Here is an 18,250-nt window from a genome sequence, read left to right on the forward strand (position 1 = left end):
TCCGGCAGCGCACGGGTGGGCACCGCGAGACCGACCTGGCGATGCTGGCGCTGTTCCGGTTGCCCCCACCTCGACGTCGTCGTAGACGGTTACGAGACGGTACATCCGTTGCGAGCCGGGTGGCGCGCGCGCATACCGGTGCACCAGTTGCACCCGCTCGCCGTTCATGCGGCCGGTCACGGCCGCTCGTACGGCACCGCGCTGCACGCGGCCGCCGCGGCCGTGCTCAGGCTCTGAGTACCGGATCTACCGAGTGCGAGTTGCCCGGCGAACCAGGTCTTCCCAGCCGTCGGCAAGGCGATCCATCGGCATCCCAAGATCTCGGTACTGGTGGAGCACCAGGGTGGCTTCGAGTGGTGTGAGCAGCCAGTACGCGAGCAGTTCGAGATCCCCGTCCACCTCGGCTGCACGGAGCAGCGACAGGACGTGGGTGAAGTTGACCATGTGCGCCGGGGCGGAGTACCGCGCGTCGTCGGCGCTCTCCGCGGCGCGCAGTACTTCCCCCCTGGACGTTGACGAACTCGAGTCGAGCTCGGCCGAAGGCGACGAGTCGATCGATCGGGTCGCTCCCGGGCCCAGCGGCGGGTCGCCGAACATGAACGAGTGCTGAAGTTTCTTCTCGGTGTGGTCGAGCAGCGCACGCATCAGCCCGGCCCGGTTCCCGAAGCGACGGAATACCGTGCCCTTGCCCACTCCGGCCTTGGTGGCCACTGCGTCCATGGTGATGGCGTCGGCTCCGACGGTCGCCACCAGATCCGTTGCGGCGTCGAGGAGCAGGCGACGGTTGCGCGCTGCGTCGCACCGTTCGGATTCCTCGCCCGCTATGGGCAGCATCGGGCCGGTCACAGCAGAAGCCTACCTTGCCGGGAACATAAATGGACCACGGTCCGTTTGAATGGTAGGAATTGACACGACGATCACGTCATCCGAACTTGCGAAGGAATAACCTCATGTCAGACGCTCATGTACTCGTTCTCGTCGGAAGCTTGCGCGCCGAGTCGGTGAACAAGCGGATCGCCGAGACCGCTGTCACCGTCGCTCCCGCCGGTGCCGAGGTAGTGATGTACGACGGACTCGGAGATGTCCCCTTCTACAACGAAGACATCGACGTCGAGGGATCGGAGCCCGCGGCCGCGCTCGCTCTGCGGGCCGCTGCAGAGAAGGCTTCGGCGTTGTTGCTGGTCACGCCCGAATACAACGGCACCATCCCGGCCGTGCTGAAGAACGCCATCGACTGGCTCTCGCGCCCGTACGGTGCGGGTGCCATGGTGGGCAAGCCGGTCGTCGTCATCAGCGCGTCGATCAGTGGTAACGGAGCCAAGTGGGCGCACGAGGACACCTGCAAGGCCGTGCGCATCGCAGGCGGAACCGTTCTCGAAGATGTCCAGCTCTCCATCGGCGGCATCGCGGAGAAGTTCGGTTCGGCCCATCCGCGTGAGAACGTCGAGGTCTCCGGTGAGATCGGCCACGTTGTCGCCGAGCTGGTCAAGGTCGCCGACGAACTCGTCAGTGCCTGACCCCATGTCGATTATGGGAATCGTTTTCATGTAGGATGATTGCATGAAGGTGAGAAACTCATTGAAATCGCTCAAGAACAAGCCCGGCGCACAGGTGGTACGACGCCGCGGCACGGTGTTCGTCATCAACAAGAAGGAACCGCGGTTCAAAGCGCGCCAGCGCTGACGACAGTGTGATCGCCGACGAAGGACCCTCGGAGAAATTCGAGGGTCCTTCGTCGTGTCGGGGGAGGGTCGGCGGTCGTCGGCACACGTCACCGTCCGGGCAGGGTCCCGTTGTGACGAACAACATGCCGGTGCTGTGACCCGCGACACGCCGAAACTGACCGATATTTGCGGCTGGGCAACGCCGTGACCAGCGAATACCAAGCGTGTTGTTCGCAACATCTCGTGTTCTAGGCAGATGTCGGACACTAGGTGTAGTGTTTGACCGACCGAGAGGCCACAACTCGAAGAACGTGCACAAACGGGTTCGAGCAGGTCGAAGTCGCCCTGAGCGGGAGATGTTCTCGGTGCCACACGCAGAGCACATCGGTCGCGTCGGTGCACCCGATGGCGACAACGGAAAGAGGGACACCATGAGCATCACCGTTTACACCAAGCCCGCCTGCGTTCAGTGCAATGCCACCTACCGCGCCCTCGACAAAGCCGGTATCGAGTACTCCGTCATCGACATCTCGCAGGATCCCGAAGCGCGTGACTACGTCATGGCCCTCGGCTACCTGCAGGCCCCGGTAGTCGTCGCCGGTGACGATCACTGGTCCGGCTTCCGTCCTGATCGCATCAAAACCCTCGCAGCGAACGCTGCTTGAACAGTACGAGAAAGTGAGTGAGCGGTGAGTTCGCAACCGCAGTCCTCCCACTCACTGGTCTACTTCTCCAGCGTGTCCGAGAACACTCATCGCTTCGTCTCGAAGCTGGACATTCCTGCCACACGCATCCCTCTGCGTGATCCGGACGGCACCTTTCGTGTCGACTCTCCTTACGTTCTCATCGTGCCGACGTACGGGGGAGGGACCACCTACTCCGGGCGCGACACCAACTACGTCCCCAAGCGAGTGATCAAGTTTCTCAACGACGAGCACAATCGTTCGTTGATCCGAGCCGTCATCGCTGCCGGAAACACGAACTTCGGTGACTCCTTCTGCTTTGCGGGAGATGTCATTTCGCAGAAGTGCGCCGTTCCGTATCTGTACCGCTTCGAATTGATGGGCACCCCCGAGGACGTAGTGCGGGTCCGCGAGGGACTGGAGGACTTCTGGGAACGTGAAGTCCGACGCGCCGCCCACACGCACTAGAGCACCACACACCACATACCCAGTAGGAGCATCGCCGTGGCACCGACCATCACCGACGCAGGACCCGTACCCACCACCGTCCGCGGCGACGGCGACATGGATTACCACGCGCTCAACGCGATGCTCAATCTGTACGGCCCCAACGGTGAGATCCAGTTCGAGAAGGATCGCGAGGCTGCCAATCAGTACTTCCTGCAGCACGTCAACCAGAACACCGTGTTCTTCCACGATCTCGACGAGAAGCTGGACTACCTCGTCGAGGAGAACTATTACGAACCCGAGGTTCTGGACCAGTACTCTCGCGAGTTCGTCAAGTTCCTGATCAACCACGCGTACTCGAAGAAGTTCCGGTTCCCCACGTTCCTCGGGGCGTTCAAGTACTACACCTCGTACACGCTCAAGACGTTCGACGGCAAGCGTTACCTCGAGCGTTTCGAGGACCGGGTGTGCATGGTGGCGCTGACACTGGCCGCCGGCGACGAGGCTCTGGCCACAGATCTGGTCGACGAAATCATCGCCGGGCGCTTCCAGCCCGCGACGCCCACCTTCCTCAACTCCGGCAAGAAGCAGCGCGGCGAGCCCGTGTCCTGCTTCCTGCTTCGTATCGAAGACAACATGGAGTCCATCGGCCGCTCCATCAACTCGGCCCTTCAGCTGTCCAAGCGCGGTGGCGGAGTTGCGTTGCTGCTGAGCAATATTCGCGAGGCCGGCGCGCCGATCAAGCGCATCGAGAACCAATCCTCGGGTGTCATCCCGATCATGAAGCTGCTCGAGGACTCGTTCTCGTACGCCAACCAGCTCGGTGCACGTCAGGGCGCAGGCGCGGTGTACCTGCACGCGCATCACCCCGACGTCTACAAATTCCTCGACACCAAGCGTGAGAACGCGGACGAGAAGATCAGGATCAAGACGCTCTCGCTCGGAATCGTCATCCCGGACATCACGTTCGAGCTCGCGAAGAAGAACGAGGACATGTACCTGTTCTCGCCCTACGACGTCGAGCGCATCTACGGCGTCCCGTTCGCAGACATCGACGTCTCCGAGAAGTACTACGAGATGGTCGACGACAAGCGGATCCGCAAGACCAAGATCAAGTCGCGCGAGTTCTTTCAGACGCTCGCCGAGTTGCAGTTCGAGTCCGGCTACCCGTACATCATGTACGAGGACACCGTCAATCGCGCGAACCCGGTGAAGGGCAAGATCACTCACTCGAACCTGTGCTCGGAGATCCTGCAGGTCTCGACGCCGTCCACGTTCAACGACGACCTCTCGTACAGTCATGTCGGCAAGGACATCTCGTGCAACCTCGGCTCGCTGAACATCGCCAAGACGATGGACTCGCCCGATTTCGGTAAGACGATCGCAGTGGCCATTCGCGGCCTCACCGCGGTGTCGGATCAAACGCACATCTTCTCGGTGCCGTCGATCGAGCAGGGCAACAACGATTCTCATGCGATCGGCCTCGGGCAGATGAATCTGCACGGCTACCTGGCGCGCGAGCGAATTCACTACGGTTCGACCGAGGGCATCGACTTCACGAACATCTACTTCTACACCGTGCTGTTCCATGCGCTTCAGGCGTCGAATCAGCTGGCGAAGGATCGCGGTCAGAACTTCAAGGGTTTCCCCGACTCCAAGTACGCGTCGGGTGAGTTCTTCGACAAGTACACCGACCAGGTCTGGGAGCCGGCCACACCGAAGGTGGCGAAGTTGTTCGCCGACTCGGGCGTATCGGTTCCCACCCAGGCGGATTGGACGACGTTGAAGGCGTCCGTGCAAGAGCACGGGATCTACAACCAGAACCTGCAGGCCGTCCCGCCGACCGGTTCCATCTCGTACATCAACAACTCCACCTCGTCGATTCACCCGGTGGCGTCGAAGATCGAGATCCGCAAGGAAGGCAAGATCGGTCGCGTCTACTACCCGGCTCCGTATCTCGACAACGACAACCTGGACTTCTACCAGGATGCGTACGAGATCGGGTACGAGAAGATCATCGACACCTACGCTGCCGCAACGCAACACGTCGATCAGGGCCTGTCGTTGACGCTGTTCTTCAAGGACACCGCCACCACCCGCGACATCAACCGCGCGCAGATCTACGCATGGCGCAAGGGCATCAAGACGCTGTACTACATCCGCCTGCGCCAGTTGGCCCTCGAAGGCACCGAGGTGGAGGGTTGCGTGTCCTGCATGCTGTAGGGCTCCGCCCTCGTGCGCCTTTTGCGCACCTGGAGGTACGCAAAAGGCGCACGACGAAAGATGTCGTACCCGCTGGGCAGGATGACCGGCCATGGAACATGGTCGGGGGGACGGTCGAGAACTACAGGTTCTGATCGATACGCAGGTGGGGCTGTTCACGCAGTCGCAGGTCACGGCATTGGGCTACAGCCGGAATCGGGTTCGCACGCTGGTGGACAGTGGGGCATGGATCATCGTTCTCAGAGGCGTCTACTCCGTCTTCACCGGGCCGTTGACACGCGATCGGATTCTGATGGCAGCACTTCTGTACGGAGGTGGACATTCGATGCTGAGTCATCGGTCAGCAGCCGAGGAATGGGGTTTTCGGCAGACCGAGCCCACCGCTCCGGTCCATGTGACCGTTCCGTACGGGAAGTCTGCACGCAACCAACGGTCTACTGCGCGCAAAGCCGCTGCCGTAGGGACCAGGCTGGTGGCAGGAGTTGGATCGGCACTTCATCCCGGAGTGGTCGTGCACCGATCCCGCGCGCACAAACACATCGGTGTAGCCGGCAACATGCCGCGCACGACATTGGTGGATACCGCAATCGATCTCGCGGTGGCGGAATCGACGCCCGAGCAGGCTTTCGCGAGCTTGGTGTCGTCGGTGACCGATCGCGGAATCCGCCTGACCGACGTGCGTGAGCAGATCGCTGTCCGACGTCCGTACCGGTACTGCACCGTACTCGGGAAGGCCATCGACCTACTCGCGAATGGAGTTCAGTCGATCCTCGAGCTCGAATACGCAACCAACGTCGAAGCGGCTCATGGGCTTCCGGTTGCCGACCGGCAGTGCCCGGTACGAGTGGACGGTCGGACCCTGTACGAGGACGTCGAATATCGGATCGGATCTCGCGCGGTGTCGGTGCGGCTGGACGGGCGTCGCTTTCATTCGATGCGCGAGGTCGCGTTCCGGGATCGGCGACGCGACAACGCTGCGGAACTCGCGGGGCGTGCACGACTCGTGTTCGGCTACGAGGAAGTCAACAGCGATCCGTGTGGGGTGGCGCGAGACGTCGCGCGAGTTCTGCGGCGTGAGGGGTGGGATGTCGTGCCCACGTCGTGCGCACTTTGCGCACGAATAGGTACGCAAAAGGCGCACGACACAGATCTTGTGTTAGCCATTGATGTCCGACACAACAGGTAGTGTTCAGGCAGGCCAGTATTCGGCAGATTTCCCCGGTAGATAGGACACATGGTGAAGCTCATCGATCGCGTTTCCGCAATCAATTGGAACAGGGTCCAGGACGACAAGGACTCCGAAGTGTGGGAGCGCCTCACCAGCAATTTCTGGTTGCCGGAGAAGGTGCCGGTATCCAACGACATCCCGTCGTGGGCAACGCTGACCGCCGTGGAGAAGCAGTTGACGATGCGGGTGTTCACCGGGTTGACACTGCTCGACACCATTCAGGGCACGGTCGGCGCGGTCAGCCTCATCCCGGATGCCATCACTCCCCACGAGGAAGCGGTGTACACCAACATCGCGTTCATGGAGTCGGTGCACGCCAAGAGCTACAGCTCCATCTTCTCCACCCTCAGCTCCACCCGCGACATCGACGATGCATTCCGCTGGTCCGAGGAGAACGTCAACCTCCAGCGCAAAGCCGAGATCGTCCTGAACTTCTACCACGGTGACGATCCGCTCAAGCGCAAGGTCGCGTCGACGCTGCTCGAGTCGTTCCTGTTCTACTCCGGCTTCTACCTGCCGATGTACTGGTCCTCGCGGGCCAAGCTCACCAACACCGCGGACCTGATCCGGCTGATCATCCGCGACGAGGCCGTGCACGGTACTACATCGGCTACAAGTACCAGAAGGGTCTCGAGAAGGTCAGCGAGGCGCAGCGCGAGGAGCTCAAGAACTACACGTTCGAGTTGCTGTTCGAGTTGTACGACAACGAGGTCGAGTACACCCAGGACCTCTACGACGAGATCGGCCTGACCGAGGACGTCAAGAAGTTCCTGCGCTACAACGCCAACAAAGCACTGAACAATCTCGGCTACGAGGGCCTGTTCCCCAAGGACGAGACGGACGTCAACCCGGCGATCCTGTCGGCGCTCTCACCCAACGCCGACGAGAACCACGACTTCTTCTCCGGCTCGGGTTCCTCGTACGTCATCGGCAAGGCCGTCAACACCGAAGACGAGGACTGGGACTTCTGAGCCCGCCCGCGCCGTTCCGGGACGCTCACGAATTCGGTGGGCGTCCCGGCGGGCGAATGTCCTCGGCGTCCTTGGGCATTCGGCCCTTCTCGCTCAGAGCGCGGCGCAACAGGAACTCGATCTGAGCGTTGGTGCTCCGCAACTCGTCGGAGGCCCAGCGGGCGAGGGCGTCGTGCACCGCTGGGTCCAACCGCAGCAGAATCTTCTTACGTTCGACGGCCATGGCTCACTGATACAGCGATCCGGTGTTGACGACAGGTTGCGTGTCGCGGTCGCTGCACAGCACCACGAGCAGATTCGACACCATCGTGGCCTTGCGCTCCTCGTCGAGCTCGACGACGTGCTTCTCCTCGAGCTTCCCGAGAGCCATCTCCACCATTCCGACGGCACCTTCGACTATCTGCTGACGGGCGGCGATGACCGCCCCGGCCTGCTGACGTCGCAACATGGCCTGGGCGATCTCCGGGGCATAGGCCAGCCGGTTGATTCGGGTTTCGATCACCTCGACACCGGCCGAACGTACCCGTGCGTGCACCTCCTCCGACATGGCGGCGGTGATCTCGTCGGCGTTCTCCCGCAACGACATTCGCCCTTCGGCGTCGTACGGGTAGCTGCCGGCGATGTGCCGGACGGCCGACTCGGTCTGGACGGCGACGAACTCCTCGTAGTCATCGACCTGGAACGATGCCAGCGCGGTATCGGCAACCTGCCAGACGACGATGGCGGAGATCTCGATCGGATTGCCGTCGGCGTCGTTGACCTTCGATTGGCCGGTCTCGTGGTTGCGGATACGCGTCGAGATGGCCCTGCGGTACGTCAACGGATTGGTCCAGCGCAGACCCGGTGTCCGCAGGGTGCCGCTGTACGAACTCCCGAGAAGCTGAAGAACGCGAGCCTGATTCGGTTGCACCAGCGTCAGACCCATGAGTGCAGGCAATGAGAGAACGAACAGGACGACTCCGGTCACGACGAGCCAGACGACGGTGAACACGAGTCCGAGCGCGAACGCGGCGATTCCACCGAGGAGCAGTGCGAGGCCGATGCCGAGCATCGACCAGCCGGGCAGATCCCAACCCGGGCGCTCGGCAATGGTGGTGGTCGGGGTGCCCGTCGGCTTCTCGGCGACGGTTGCGGGTGCGGACATGAGAACCTCCCTCTCAATGGTGATACTAAAGTGGTATCACATTTAGCGATGGCAAGCGCTGGATCGGGAGAATCGGTCAGTCGTGTTCGGCGGGCGAGTCAGCGCCGGAACCACGCCGACGGATCACCGGCGATGGCCTTCTCGATCCGCAATCGTGAAGTGGCCGTAAGGTTTTCCGGGAGTGCGTCGAGTGCGAACCAGGCTACGTCGAGATTCTCGTCGTCGGCCACATGAGGGGTGCCGCCGGTGTACCGAGCGAGAAACGTGATGTCGAGATACTGCGCGACGTCGCCATTGGGGTACGCGATCGGATCCGTCACGTCGACGCTCGTCAGACGCAAGATCGAGGCGTCGACTCCGGTTTCCTCGCCGATCTCGCGCAGGGCGGCCGGGGCAGGTTCCTCGCCCGGTTCGAGAATTCCGGAAACCACGGCCCAGGTGTTGTTGTCCGCTCGCAGGGTCAGGAGCACACGCCGGTCGTCGTCGAGAACGACAGCGCTGACACCGGACAACCACAGGGCGACGTACCGACGACACTGCGCAGTGCGCGGACGAACTCGGGAATCGGCATCGCGTCAGGAGACGTAGGCGTTGAGGGAAGCGGACAGATCGTCCAGAACGGCCCGCGCAGCGACGACGCCGCTGCCCGACCACACCGTGTCGTTCACGGCGAACACCCGACCGTCGGTGACCGAACCGAGAGCGTGCCACGCGTCACCGTCCATCACCTCGCGCCCGAACGTCTCGCCGTCGGGGCCCGCGAATCGCACGTAGACGATGTCTCCCTCGACCGGCGAGAGGTCGTCGGTCTCGACCGAGAATGCGGCGTCGCGCTGGCTCTGGGGCCGGCCGACTCCGACCTCAGCGAGTATCTGCCCCGCGAACGAGTTCGGTCCGTCCACCTCGATGGAGTCCGCATCGAATCTAACGACGGACGCCTGGGTCTGGGTGGCGTCGATCTCGCGACCGACCCGTTCGGCATCCGCGGAGAACGACGCGAGTGCCTCGAATCCCGCTTGGCCGCGACCGAGCGCCGCCGCGGATTGCAGGAAGGTGTCCTTCCAGCCCTGCCCGGTTGCGGTGAAGACGGTCGGGGCGATGGTCGTCAGTTCGTCGTAGGTGTTGGACCCGAGCAAATCTGCACCCAGGATCAGATCGGGGTCGAGGGCGGCGATGGCATCGATGTCCGGTGCACCCACCGGGCCGACGGACGGGACGGACGCCAATCCGGTGCCCAGGTACAGCGGTTGATCGCCGTCACCGCGGAAATCCGGGTCGATCGTGGCCGCCCCGACGACCCGCTCCCAGATTCCGACTGCGCAGCTCGCGTCCAGGCCCGCGGCATCGAGCACGACGATGCGCTGCGGGTCGGCCGGAAGGGCACTGATCCCCTCGGCATGTCCCACGGGTCGGGTGTCACCCTCGATTCCGGTCGGGTCGAGTGGTGCGAGCGCGGGGCACAGTCCCACGGTGTCCCGATTGTTTCCGACCACTCCGGCACCGGCGATGTTCGTGGTGGTGCGAATGATGGTGGATGCGTCGTCCTGCGTCTCGGAATCGGAGCAGCCGGCCAGCGCCATGGCGGCGGCAAGGCACACGGCGGCGACGGCGCCGATCCTGCGCGGCGCACACGAACGGGGGGACTCGTGGGTGGAGTGGCAACGCGGGACTTCCTTCGACGGGTCGGGTGGTCTCACACAGTATCGGAAGGCGGCCGTCGCAGAACACCCGAACGGACGCCGTCGAGCGTCCGGAATCTGCAACTCTCGCGGCGTTCCCGACTGCGTCGGAAAGGCCGACAGCGCAGGCAGATCGCGCGATCCGGGCATGCTCTGTTCGGCCCAATACGACACACGGTAGGACCGGTTCGGCAAGCGTCGGTCCGACGGTCTACGATTCGAGGAGCGCACGACTAGATGACGTCGCCTCGTGGTTCGAGGTCCGACGCGCAATCAGGAGGATCTGTGACTGCCCTAGCGCCTAGGCCCGCTCCCGCGGTGGATGCTGCTCGGCCGTTCCCGCCGCGGACGGGACCGAAGGGGTCGTTCCTGCACAAAGCGGTGACGACCACCGATCCCAAGGTGTTGGGAATCATGTACATCGCGACATCGTTCGCGTTCTTCCTGGTCGGTGGACTCATGGCGCTGCTGATGCGCGCCGAGTTGGCCATTCCGGGAATGCAGTTCCTGTCCAACGAGCAGTACAACCAGCTCTTCACCATGCACGGCACCATCATGCTGCTGCTGTACGCGACGCCGATCGTGTTCGGATTCGCGAACTACATCCTTCCGCTGCAGATCGGCGCTCCCGACGTCGCGTTCCCGCGGCTGAACGCCTTCTCGTACTGGCTCTACCTGTTCGGCGCGTTGATCGCCACGGCCGGATTCATCACCCCCGGCGGTGCCGCCGACTTCGGGTGGACCGCGTACACCCCGCTCACCTCGGCCCTGCACTCGCCCGGTGTCGGTGCGGACCTGTGGATCATGGGCCTGGCCGTCGGTGGTCTCGGTACCATCCTCGGTGGCGTCAACATGATCACCACCGTGATCTGCCTGCGTGCTCCCGGTATGACGATGTTCCGTATGCCGATCTTCACCTGGAACATCCTGGTGACGTCCATTCTGATCCTGCTGGCGTTCCCGCTGCTGACGGCCGCGTTGCTCGGCCTGGCGGCCGACCGACATCTGGGGGCGCATCTGTTCGACCCGGCAACCGGCGGAGTGCTGTTGTGGCAGCACCTGTTCTGGTTCTTCGGTCACCCCGAGGTCTACATCATCGCGCTGCCGTTCTTCGGAATCGTCTCCGAGGTGTTCCCCGTCTTCTCGCGTAAGCCGATCTTCGGCTACTCGGGTCTGATCTACGCGACGATCGCGATCGCCGCCCTCTCCATCGCAGTGTGGGCGCACCACATGTACGCCACGGGTGCTGTGTTGCTGCCGTTCTTCTCCTTCATGACGTTCCTGATCGCGGTGCCGACGGGTGTGAAGATCTTCAACTGGGTCGGCACGATGTGGCGAGGCCAGGTGACACTGGAAACGCCGATGCTGTTCTCGATCGGGTTCCTGATCACCTTCGTCTTCGGCGGACTGACCGGTGTTCTGCTGGCATCGCCGCCCATCGACTTCCAGGTCACCGACACGTACTTCGTGGTCGCCCACTTCCACTACGTGGTGTTCGGCACCGTGGTGTTCGCGACGTACGCCGGCATCTACTTCTGGTTCCCGAAGATGACGGGCCGGATGATGGACGAGGCGCTGGGCAAGTGGCACTTCTGGCTGACGTTCTTCGGATTCCACGCCACGTTCCTGGTGCAGCACTGGCTCGGAAACGAGGGCATGCCGCGTCGCTACGCCGACTACCTGCCCTCGGACGGGTTCACCGAGTTGAACGTCATCTCCACGATCGGTGCCTTCATCCTCGGTGCCTCGACACTGCCGTTCGTGTGGAACGTGTTCAAGTCCTACCGATACGGCGAGGTCGTCACCGTCGATGATCCGTGGGGCTACGGCAACTCGTTGGAGTGGGCCACCTCCTGCCCGCCGCCGCGGCACAACTTCACCGAACTGCCTCGGATCCGTTCCGAGCGTCCGGCCTTCGAGTTGCACTACCCGCACATGGTCGAACGGATGCGCGCGGAAGCGCACGTCGGGCCGGGAGCGCACGGCGGTAAGACCACCGCAGTCCTCGAACAGGCCCGTCGGGCTCCGATCGCCACCAGCGATCACGAAGGGTCCGGAGACCCGGACCCCAAGTAGTCCACAGCAGCAGCGAGAGCCCCTCCCGGCTACCGGGTGGGGCTCTTCGCTTGCGACAATCTCGTGGCGTGTTCGGGCTGGCTCGTCCACGACAGGTGACACGAAGACCTATCCGGCCGCTGGCCGTGCGCGAAAGGGAGATCCGGTGACTTCGAGCGACACCGCAGTGCTGGTGACGGTGACGGGACCCGACAAGCCGGGCGTCACATCGGTGCTGTTCGCAGCACTGTCACGGCACAACGTCAGCCTCCTCGACGTCGAGCAGGTGGTCATCCGCGGCAGACTGACTCTCGGCGTTCTGCTGTCCTGTCCCCGCGACCCCGAGGCTCTCCAGGAAGAGCTCGAGGACGCGATGGCGACGGTCGGCGTTCACGTCGATGTCGAGATCGACACCACGCGGGGTGGCGGTCAGAGCCTGGCCACCCACGTCGTCGTCGTTCTGGGCCGACCCGTGACAGCTCGCGCTTTCAGCACCATCTCCCGTGAACTCGCCCGACAGGGCGCGAACATCGATTCCATTCGCGGGATTGCCGACTATCCCGTCACGGGCCTCGAACTTCAGGTGACCGCGAAAGACACCTCGCCGGATGCCGACCTGCAACTGCGTACCGGTCTGGCGGCCATCGCAGCCGGAATCGGCGTCGACATCGCCGTGCAGCGCGGCGGAATTGCACGGCGATCCAAGCGGCTGATCGTGTTCGACGTCGACTCCACGCTCGTTCAGGGGGAGGTCATCGAAATGTTGGCAGCTCGCGCCGGACGCGAGGACGAGGTGCGCGCGGTCACCGAAGCTGCCATGCGCGGTGAGATCGACTTCGCGGAGTCGCTCGAACAGCGGGTCGCCGTGTTGGCCGGCCTCGACGAATCCGTCATCGACGAAGTGGGCGAAAGCCTGGAACTGACGGCAGGGGCCAGGACCACCATCCGCACCCTCCGACGTCTCGGGTTCGCCTGCGGCGTCGTATCCGGAGGATTCCGCCAGGTCATCGAGGGACTCGCGCACGAACTCGAACTCGACTACGTCAAGGCGAACACCCTCGAGATCGTCGACGGCAAGCTCACCGGCCGGGTTATCGGAGAAGTGGTCGATCGTGCTGCGAAAGCGACCGCACTGCGTGAGTTCGCGGCACAGTCGGGAGTGCCGATGGAGCAGACCGTCGCCGTCGGCGACGGAGCGAACGACATCGACATGCTGACGGCCGCGGGCCTCGGTGTCGCCTTCAACGCCAAGCCTGCGTTGCGAGAGATCGCCGACACGGCCATCTCGCATCCGTATCTGGATGCAGTTCTGTTCATCCTCGGCGTCACCCGCAACGAGATCGAAGCTGCGGACGCGGTCGACGGGGGAGTCCGCCGCGTCCCGATCCCATGACCGGCGATCGCATGACCGGCGATGCACCGGACGATGTGGTCGTCGAGACTCCGGCCGAGGAATTCTCACCGGACAACACGTTCGACTCGCGCCACGCCGAGCTCGCTCGTGGGTACGGCGGAGCCGAGGACCCGGCAGATCCGTCGCAGGTTCTGGCCATGCCGTTGGTGTTGCACATACCCAAAATCGATCCGCCCCTGCGTAGTGAGTTGCTCGAGGCAGCTGCCAGAGCAACCGTTGCGCTGTGCCTGGACCCGCGAGTGGGCGTCGGCGCGTCGTGGAACGTGGCCTTCGCCGAGTGGACGTCGGCTCGCATCCGGAAGGTTGCCCGACGTGCACGCGGAGCACAGTGGCGTGCGGCGCAGGATGTTCCGGGTGTGACGGTCGACGTCGGGGGAGCCTCGGCACGCGCTTTCGTGCCCGGTCGGGTCGGCGATCTGGATCCGCGGATCAAGCGGCTGCAGATCGGTGGGACCGACGTGTCGGCCGAAGACGAACCCTCGGTCTCGCCCGGCCCTGTGTTGTGGATCGACGCCTCCCTGTCGATGACGGTGGGTAAGGCGGCCGCTCAGGTAGGGCACGCGTCGATGCTGCTGGCGGGTGCGATGAGCACGGAGCAATGCCGCGAGTGGGCTGCGGCGGGTTTCGCATGTTCGGCCCGATCCGCGAACCCGGAACAATGGTCGCGTGCACTGGACGAGGTTCGCGCCGGACGTGCCGTCGCGGTGCGGGATGCAGGCTTCACCGAAGTGGCACCCGGATCGACGACCGTGATTGCCGTTCTCTAGAGCTGGGGTCCACTGTCGTACAAGTGGCTATGCCGAACATATCCAGTAGCCCCGAGACTGGAAGCATGTTCACCTCACCACGTCGTCTTGTCGCCGGTCGCCGGCTTCCGTCTCGGTTGGCCGCCTTGTACGTGGGGCTGTGGCTGTACGGGGCGTCGATGTCGTTGATGATCGCCGGTGGACTGGGCGTCAACCCATGGGACGTCTTTCACCAGGGTCTCGAGAGTCACCTCTCGCTCAGCTTCGGAACCATCACCGCGATCACCGGCGTGGCCGTACTGCTGATGTGGATCCCGCTGCGGCAACGTCCTGGCCTCGGCACCGTGAGCAACGTAGTGGTGATCGCCGTTGCGGTGGACGCGACGTCAGCACTGTTGCCGCATCTCGACGGGCTGCCGATCAGGACCCTGGCCATGGTGTCGGGCATCGTGATCAACGCGTTCGCGACCGCGCTGTACATCGGTGCCGGGATGGGGCCGGGGCCACGAGACGGACTGATGACCGGTCTGGTGGCCAGGACCGGATGGTCGATTCGCCTCACCCGCACCGGAATCGAGTTGTCGGTGGTGCTCACCGGTTGGTTGCTCGGCGGGACGCTCGGCGTCGGGACGGTTCTCTATGCGCTCGGAGTCGGTCCGCTCGTGCAATTGTTCATGACTCATCTGCCTGCGCTGCGCAGTACCAGGACTGTCGATCCGGTCACCGATATCGTCGAACCCGGTTCCAGCGCAGTGGTATCCGAGGGCACTCCGTCCACACGCGAGGAATCGAGGACCGGAACGAACCGCGACGACGACCAACTCGGGCACGCCAGAGTGATGTCGGCGGGGCCGCCGGAATGAAGGACGAGGAGCGAACTGGCGTCGTCCACCTGCCCGCCGTCGGAGGCGTAGGAGCGGACGTCGGAACCGTCCACCCAGGCCTGAATGGTGCGCACCGAGTCGTCGTTCCATCGGTCCGTGTCGAATTCGACTCCGGCGGAATCGAACCACACCAGATCGGGTCGGCCGGTCGGTGTCGCGCGGCCGGTGAAGAACTCCTGCTGACGTAGTGTCGGAGCGCTCGCTCGGACGCGAAGCAGTCGACCCACGAAGCGAATCATGTTCTGGTCCGCACCGTCCCAGTCGATTGCCCATGCGTCTGCCGCCGGTGCATCCTCGGCGACGCAGTACGCGTTGTTGTTGCCTCCCTGACTGTGTCCCAGTTCGTCGCCGGCAAGCAGCATCGGTGTACCGGTGGAGAGCGTCAGGGTTGCCAGTAGTGCCCGGACGTGGCGTCCCCGGGCCTCGACGACGGCCGGATCGTCGCTCGGCCCCTCGACGCCGTGGTTGACCGAGGAGTTGTTGTCGGTCCCGTCCCTGTTCTCTTCGCCGTTGGCCTCGTTGTGTTTTCGCTCGTAGGACACCAGATCGCGGGCGGTGAACCCGTCGTGCGCGGTGACGAAGTTGATCGACGCCCACGGCAGGCGTCCGCCGCCCGCGAAGAGATCTTCCGAACCGGCCAGGCGCGAGGCCAATTCGCGGACGCCGTGCTGGCCCGCCCAGAAGCGCCGGACCGTGTCGCGATAGCGATCGTTCCATTCCGTCCAGGCCACTCCGAAGTTACCGACCTGATAGCCGGCACCGGTGGCGTCCCACGCTCGGCGATCAATTTGACCCGAGCCAGGACCGGATCGGTGGCAATGGCGGTCAACAACGGTGCGCGAGAATCGAATCGCCAACCGCCGGGCCGGCCGAGAGTGCTGGCGAGGTCGAATCGGAAGCCGTCGACACCCACGTCCTCGACCCAGTACCGAAGGCTATCGCACACCATCCGCACGACCGCGGGCGACGCGGAATCGAGGGTGTTGCCGCAGCCGGTCAGATCGACGTCCGATCCGCGTCCGTCCAGTAGGTAGTAGCCGGGCGCATCGAGTCCACGCCAGCTGATCGAGGGGCCGTCGACCGCGGATTCGCACGTGTGGTTGTAGACGACGTCGAGGATCACCTCGATCCCGGCAGCGTGCAGCGCGTCGACCATGGTGCGAAATTCGTCCACCTCGGCACCGGGAACAGCGGCGAACCGTGGATCCGGTGCGAAGTACGCACCCGTCGAGTACCCCCAGTGGTTTCGCATACCCCGGGCGCGGACGCCGGGTTCGGTGAAGGTGGTGTGTACGGGCAGCAATTCCACCGACGTGATGCCGATGCGCGCGAGATGTTCGAGGACCGCCGGCTCGGCGAGCCCCAGGTATGTGCCGCGAAGATGCTGGGGCACAGCAGGATTGCGGGCTGTGAACGATCCCACGTGCAGCTCGTAGAGGACGGTTCGGTCCCAGGGCACCTCGGGGCGCGCGGGACGGCCGACGTGATCGTCAGCTGCGCGGACGACGCCGAGCGGGAGGTGGCCGAGCGAGTCGCGAGAACTGGGCGCACCGAACGGGTCGTCCTCGTAGGCGAGCAATGCCGATGGGTCTCCGAATACTCCGGTCACCTGGCGCGCCGCTGGATCGAGCAGAATCTTCGATCCGTTGAACCGGCGGCCGGAGTGCGGGTCCCACCGCCCGTGGGCGCGGAAGCCGTATCGGTCACCGGGCCGCACTCCCGGGACGAAGGCATGTCGCACTCCGAACGTGCGGGTGGTCAGCTCCACCCGTCGTTCACCGCCGTCCGGATCGATCAGGCACACCTCGACTCCATCGGCCTCGGGTGCATGGACTGCAAATTGAGTGCCAGTCGACAGTGCAGTGGCACCCAGTGGGAACGGTGATCCGGGCGGGTTCGAGGCGGACTCGCCGCCGGCGGTCCGGTGGGAGCTACGAGGCAGATCGTCATTGGGCGACACGCGTGCACATCCTGCCGTGAATGCACGGTCGATGTGCGGGAAGATAGGCGTCGTGTCTGAACCGGATCCCGACCTGCTCGTAGATTTCACCGACGTAGTCGTCCGCCGCGGTGGTGCGACCCTGGTGGGACCCGTCACCTGGAAGGTGGAACTGGACGAACGGTGGGTCGTCCTCGGCCCGAACGGCGCCGGAAAGACGTCCCTGCTGCGTATCGCTGCGGCCGAGATCCATCCCACGTCCGGTGTCGCCCACGTTCTCGGTGAGGTCATGGGCAAGGCGGACGTCTCCGAACTCCGACCGCGGATCGGCTTGTCGTCCTCCTCGCTGGCGCAGCGCATTCCGTCCGACGAACTCGTGTCCGATCTGGTGGTGTCCGCAGGGTATTCGGTACTGGGTCGTTGGCGAGAGAAATACGACGCGGTCGACACCGAGCGCGCAGTCGAAATGCTCGAGAGCCTCGGTGCCGAACATCTCGCCACCCGCACCTACGGCACGCTGTCCGAAGGCGAGCGAAAGCGTGTTCTCATCGCCCGCGCTCTGATGACCGATCCCGAACTCCTCTTGCTCGACGAGCCGGCGGCAGGCCTCGACCTCGGTGGACGCGAGGAACTGGTGGCACGCCTGACCGACCTCGCGGCCGATCCCGACGCCCCCGCCACCGTGCTGATAACCCACCACGTGGAAGAAATTCCGCCGGGCTTCAGTCACGCGTTGTTGCTCAAGGAAGGCGGGGTGGTGGCCCAGGGGCTGGTCGACGACGTCATCACCGCGGAGAACCTGACCGAGGCATTCAGTCAGTCGATCGCGCTCGATCGCGTCGACGGTCGGTTCTTCGCGCGGCGGACTCGGGCTGCCGGGGCGCACCGCCGGTAGGTGGACCGAGCGACTGCGCCGCGTTGTGCAGCGGTACGTTGCCTTTCATGAGCTCGAACAGTGCTGCCGATCACGTACAGGCACGGGACGCCTCGACGGTCATCTTGATCCGTGACGGTTCTTCGCGGCCCGACATCGAGGTGTTCCTGCTCGAACGCGTCGGTGGCATGGCGTTCGCGGGTGGCATGACGGTGTTTCCCGGTGGCGGAGTCGACCCCTCGGACGCGGCAGCGGACGTGCGCTGGGCAGGGCCGCCGCCGTCGTGGTGGGCCGAGCGC

15 protein-coding genes and 5 pseudogenes are annotated in these 18,250 nt (G+C 64.1%); 14 read left to right on the top strand and 6 right to left on the bottom strand.

Annotation, left to right across the window (positions count from 1 at the left end; all coding sequences use genetic code 11):
* Positions 1-237, top strand: a pseudogene (locus RHBS_RS11660) (fructosamine kinase family protein); the annotation flags it as partial.
* Positions 238-246: 9 nt separating this feature from the next.
* On the opposite strand, the pseudogene RHBS_RS11665 reads toward RHBS_RS11660, so the two are convergent.
* Positions 247-846: pseudogene (locus RHBS_RS11665) on the bottom strand (TetR/AcrR family transcriptional regulator).
* 104 nt (positions 847-950) lie between these two features.
* Here RHBS_RS11665 and RHBS_RS11670 point away from each other — a divergent pair.
* The 7 genes and pseudogenes from RHBS_RS11670 (at position 951) to nrdF (ending at position 7,216) form a co-directional block, all read left to right on the top strand.
* Positions 951-1,517, top strand: coding sequence for an NAD(P)H-dependent oxidoreductase (locus RHBS_RS11670; protein ID WP_121870226.1), 567 nt, complete (start codon positions 951-953; stop codon positions 1,515-1,517).
* Positions 1,518-1,560: 43 nt separating this feature from the next.
* Entirely contained in the window at positions 1,561-1,683 is a 123-nt protein-coding gene (gene ykgO / locus RHBS_RS11675; RefSeq protein ID WP_037189801.1) for a type B 50S ribosomal protein L36, read from the top strand.
* A gap of 412 nt (positions 1,684-2,095) precedes the next feature.
* Positions 2,096-2,329, top strand: a complete 234-nt coding sequence (locus RHBS_RS11680; RefSeq protein WP_032398330.1) for a redoxin NrdH — start codon at positions 2,096-2,098, stop codon at positions 2,327-2,329.
* Between the two features lie 24 nt (positions 2,330-2,353).
* Positions 2,354-2,815 carry a class Ib ribonucleoside-diphosphate reductase assembly flavoprotein NrdI gene (gene nrdI, locus RHBS_RS11685; RefSeq protein ID WP_121870225.1) on the top strand — a complete coding sequence of 154 codons (462 nt, stop codon included), beginning with the start codon at positions 2,354-2,356 and terminating at the stop codon, positions 2,813-2,815.
* A 36-nt stretch (positions 2,816-2,851) separates the two neighbouring features.
* On the top strand, positions 2,852-5,017 hold the full coding sequence (gene nrdE / locus RHBS_RS11690) for a class 1b ribonucleoside-diphosphate reductase subunit alpha (protein WP_121870224.1): 2,166 nt from the start codon (positions 2,852-2,854) through the stop codon (positions 5,015-5,017).
* 91 nt (positions 5,018-5,108) lie between these two features.
* Positions 5,109-6,203: a type IV toxin-antitoxin system AbiEi family antitoxin domain-containing protein gene (locus tag RHBS_RS11695; protein WP_121870223.1), complete on the top strand. Its 1,095-nt coding sequence runs from the start codon at positions 5,109-5,111 to the stop codon at positions 6,201-6,203.
* Between the two features lie 48 nt (positions 6,204-6,251).
* Positions 6,252-7,216 (top strand): annotated as a pseudogene (gene nrdF / locus RHBS_RS11700) (class 1b ribonucleoside-diphosphate reductase subunit beta).
* Positions 7,217-7,241: 25 nt separating this feature from the next.
* Here the strand turns inward: nrdF and RHBS_RS11705 are convergent.
* From RHBS_RS11705 to RHBS_RS11720, 4 genes and pseudogenes are all read right to left on the bottom strand, one after another.
* On the bottom strand, positions 7,242-7,439 hold the full coding sequence (locus tag RHBS_RS11705; RefSeq protein ID WP_037189794.1) for a hypothetical protein: 198 nt from the start codon (positions 7,437-7,439) through the stop codon (positions 7,242-7,244).
* Positions 7,440-7,442: 3 nt separating this feature from the next.
* Positions 7,443-8,360, bottom strand: a complete 918-nt coding sequence (locus RHBS_RS11710; RefSeq protein ID WP_183130188.1) for an SPFH domain-containing protein — start codon at positions 8,358-8,360, stop codon at positions 7,443-7,445.
* Between the two features lie 98 nt (positions 8,361-8,458).
* A pseudogene (locus RHBS_RS11715) lies at positions 8,459-8,931 on the bottom strand (NUDIX domain-containing protein).
* 4 nt (positions 8,932-8,935) lie between these two features.
* Entirely contained in the window at positions 8,936-9,940 is a 1,005-nt protein-coding gene (locus RHBS_RS11720; protein WP_121870221.1) for an iron-siderophore ABC transporter substrate-binding protein, read from the bottom strand.
* 384 nt (positions 9,941-10,324) lie between these two features.
* Between RHBS_RS11720 and ctaD the strand changes: the two genes are divergently transcribed.
* From ctaD to RHBS_RS30455, 4 genes are all read left to right on the top strand, one after another.
* Positions 10,325-12,115: a cytochrome c oxidase subunit I gene (gene ctaD, locus RHBS_RS11725; protein ID WP_121870219.1), complete on the top strand. Its 1,791-nt coding sequence runs from the start codon at positions 10,325-10,327 to the stop codon at positions 12,113-12,115.
* Positions 12,116-12,260: 145 nt separating this feature from the next.
* Positions 12,261-13,487, top strand: a complete 1,227-nt coding sequence (gene serB / locus RHBS_RS11730; protein ID WP_121870218.1) for a phosphoserine phosphatase SerB — start codon at positions 12,261-12,263, stop codon at positions 13,485-13,487.
* Between the two features lie 11 nt (positions 13,488-13,498).
* Positions 13,499-14,275: an aminoacyl-tRNA hydrolase gene (locus RHBS_RS11735; protein WP_121872502.1), complete on the top strand. Its 777-nt coding sequence runs from the start codon at positions 13,499-13,501 to the stop codon at positions 14,273-14,275.
* 65 nt (positions 14,276-14,340) lie between these two features.
* Positions 14,341-15,117, top strand: a complete 777-nt coding sequence (locus tag RHBS_RS30455) for a YitT family protein (RefSeq protein WP_237669171.1) — start codon at positions 14,341-14,343, stop codon at positions 15,115-15,117.
* Positions 15,118-15,520: 403 nt separating this feature from the next.
* On the opposite strand, the gene RHBS_RS11745 is transcribed toward RHBS_RS30455, so the two are convergent.
* A complete protein-coding gene (locus tag RHBS_RS11745; RefSeq protein WP_237669172.1) occupies positions 15,521-17,098 on the bottom strand; it encodes an alpha-amylase family glycosyl hydrolase in 1,578 nt (525 codons plus the stop codon).
* Positions 17,099-17,129: 31 nt separating this feature from the next.
* On the opposite strand from RHBS_RS11745, the gene RHBS_RS11750 reads away from it, so the two are divergent.
* Together RHBS_RS11750 and RHBS_RS11755 are read left to right on the top strand one after the other, a co-directional pair.
* Positions 17,130-17,972, top strand: a complete 843-nt coding sequence (locus tag RHBS_RS11750; RefSeq protein WP_121872500.1) for an ABC transporter ATP-binding protein — start codon at positions 17,130-17,132, stop codon at positions 17,970-17,972.
* Positions 17,973-18,019: 47 nt separating this feature from the next.
* Positions 18,020-18,250: pseudogene (locus RHBS_RS11755) on the top strand (NUDIX hydrolase); the annotation flags it as partial.

It is taken from the genome of Rhodococcus sp. BS-15 (assembly GCF_000813105.1).
Classification (GTDB): Bacteria; Actinomycetota; Actinomycetes; order Mycobacteriales; family Mycobacteriaceae; genus Rhodococcoides.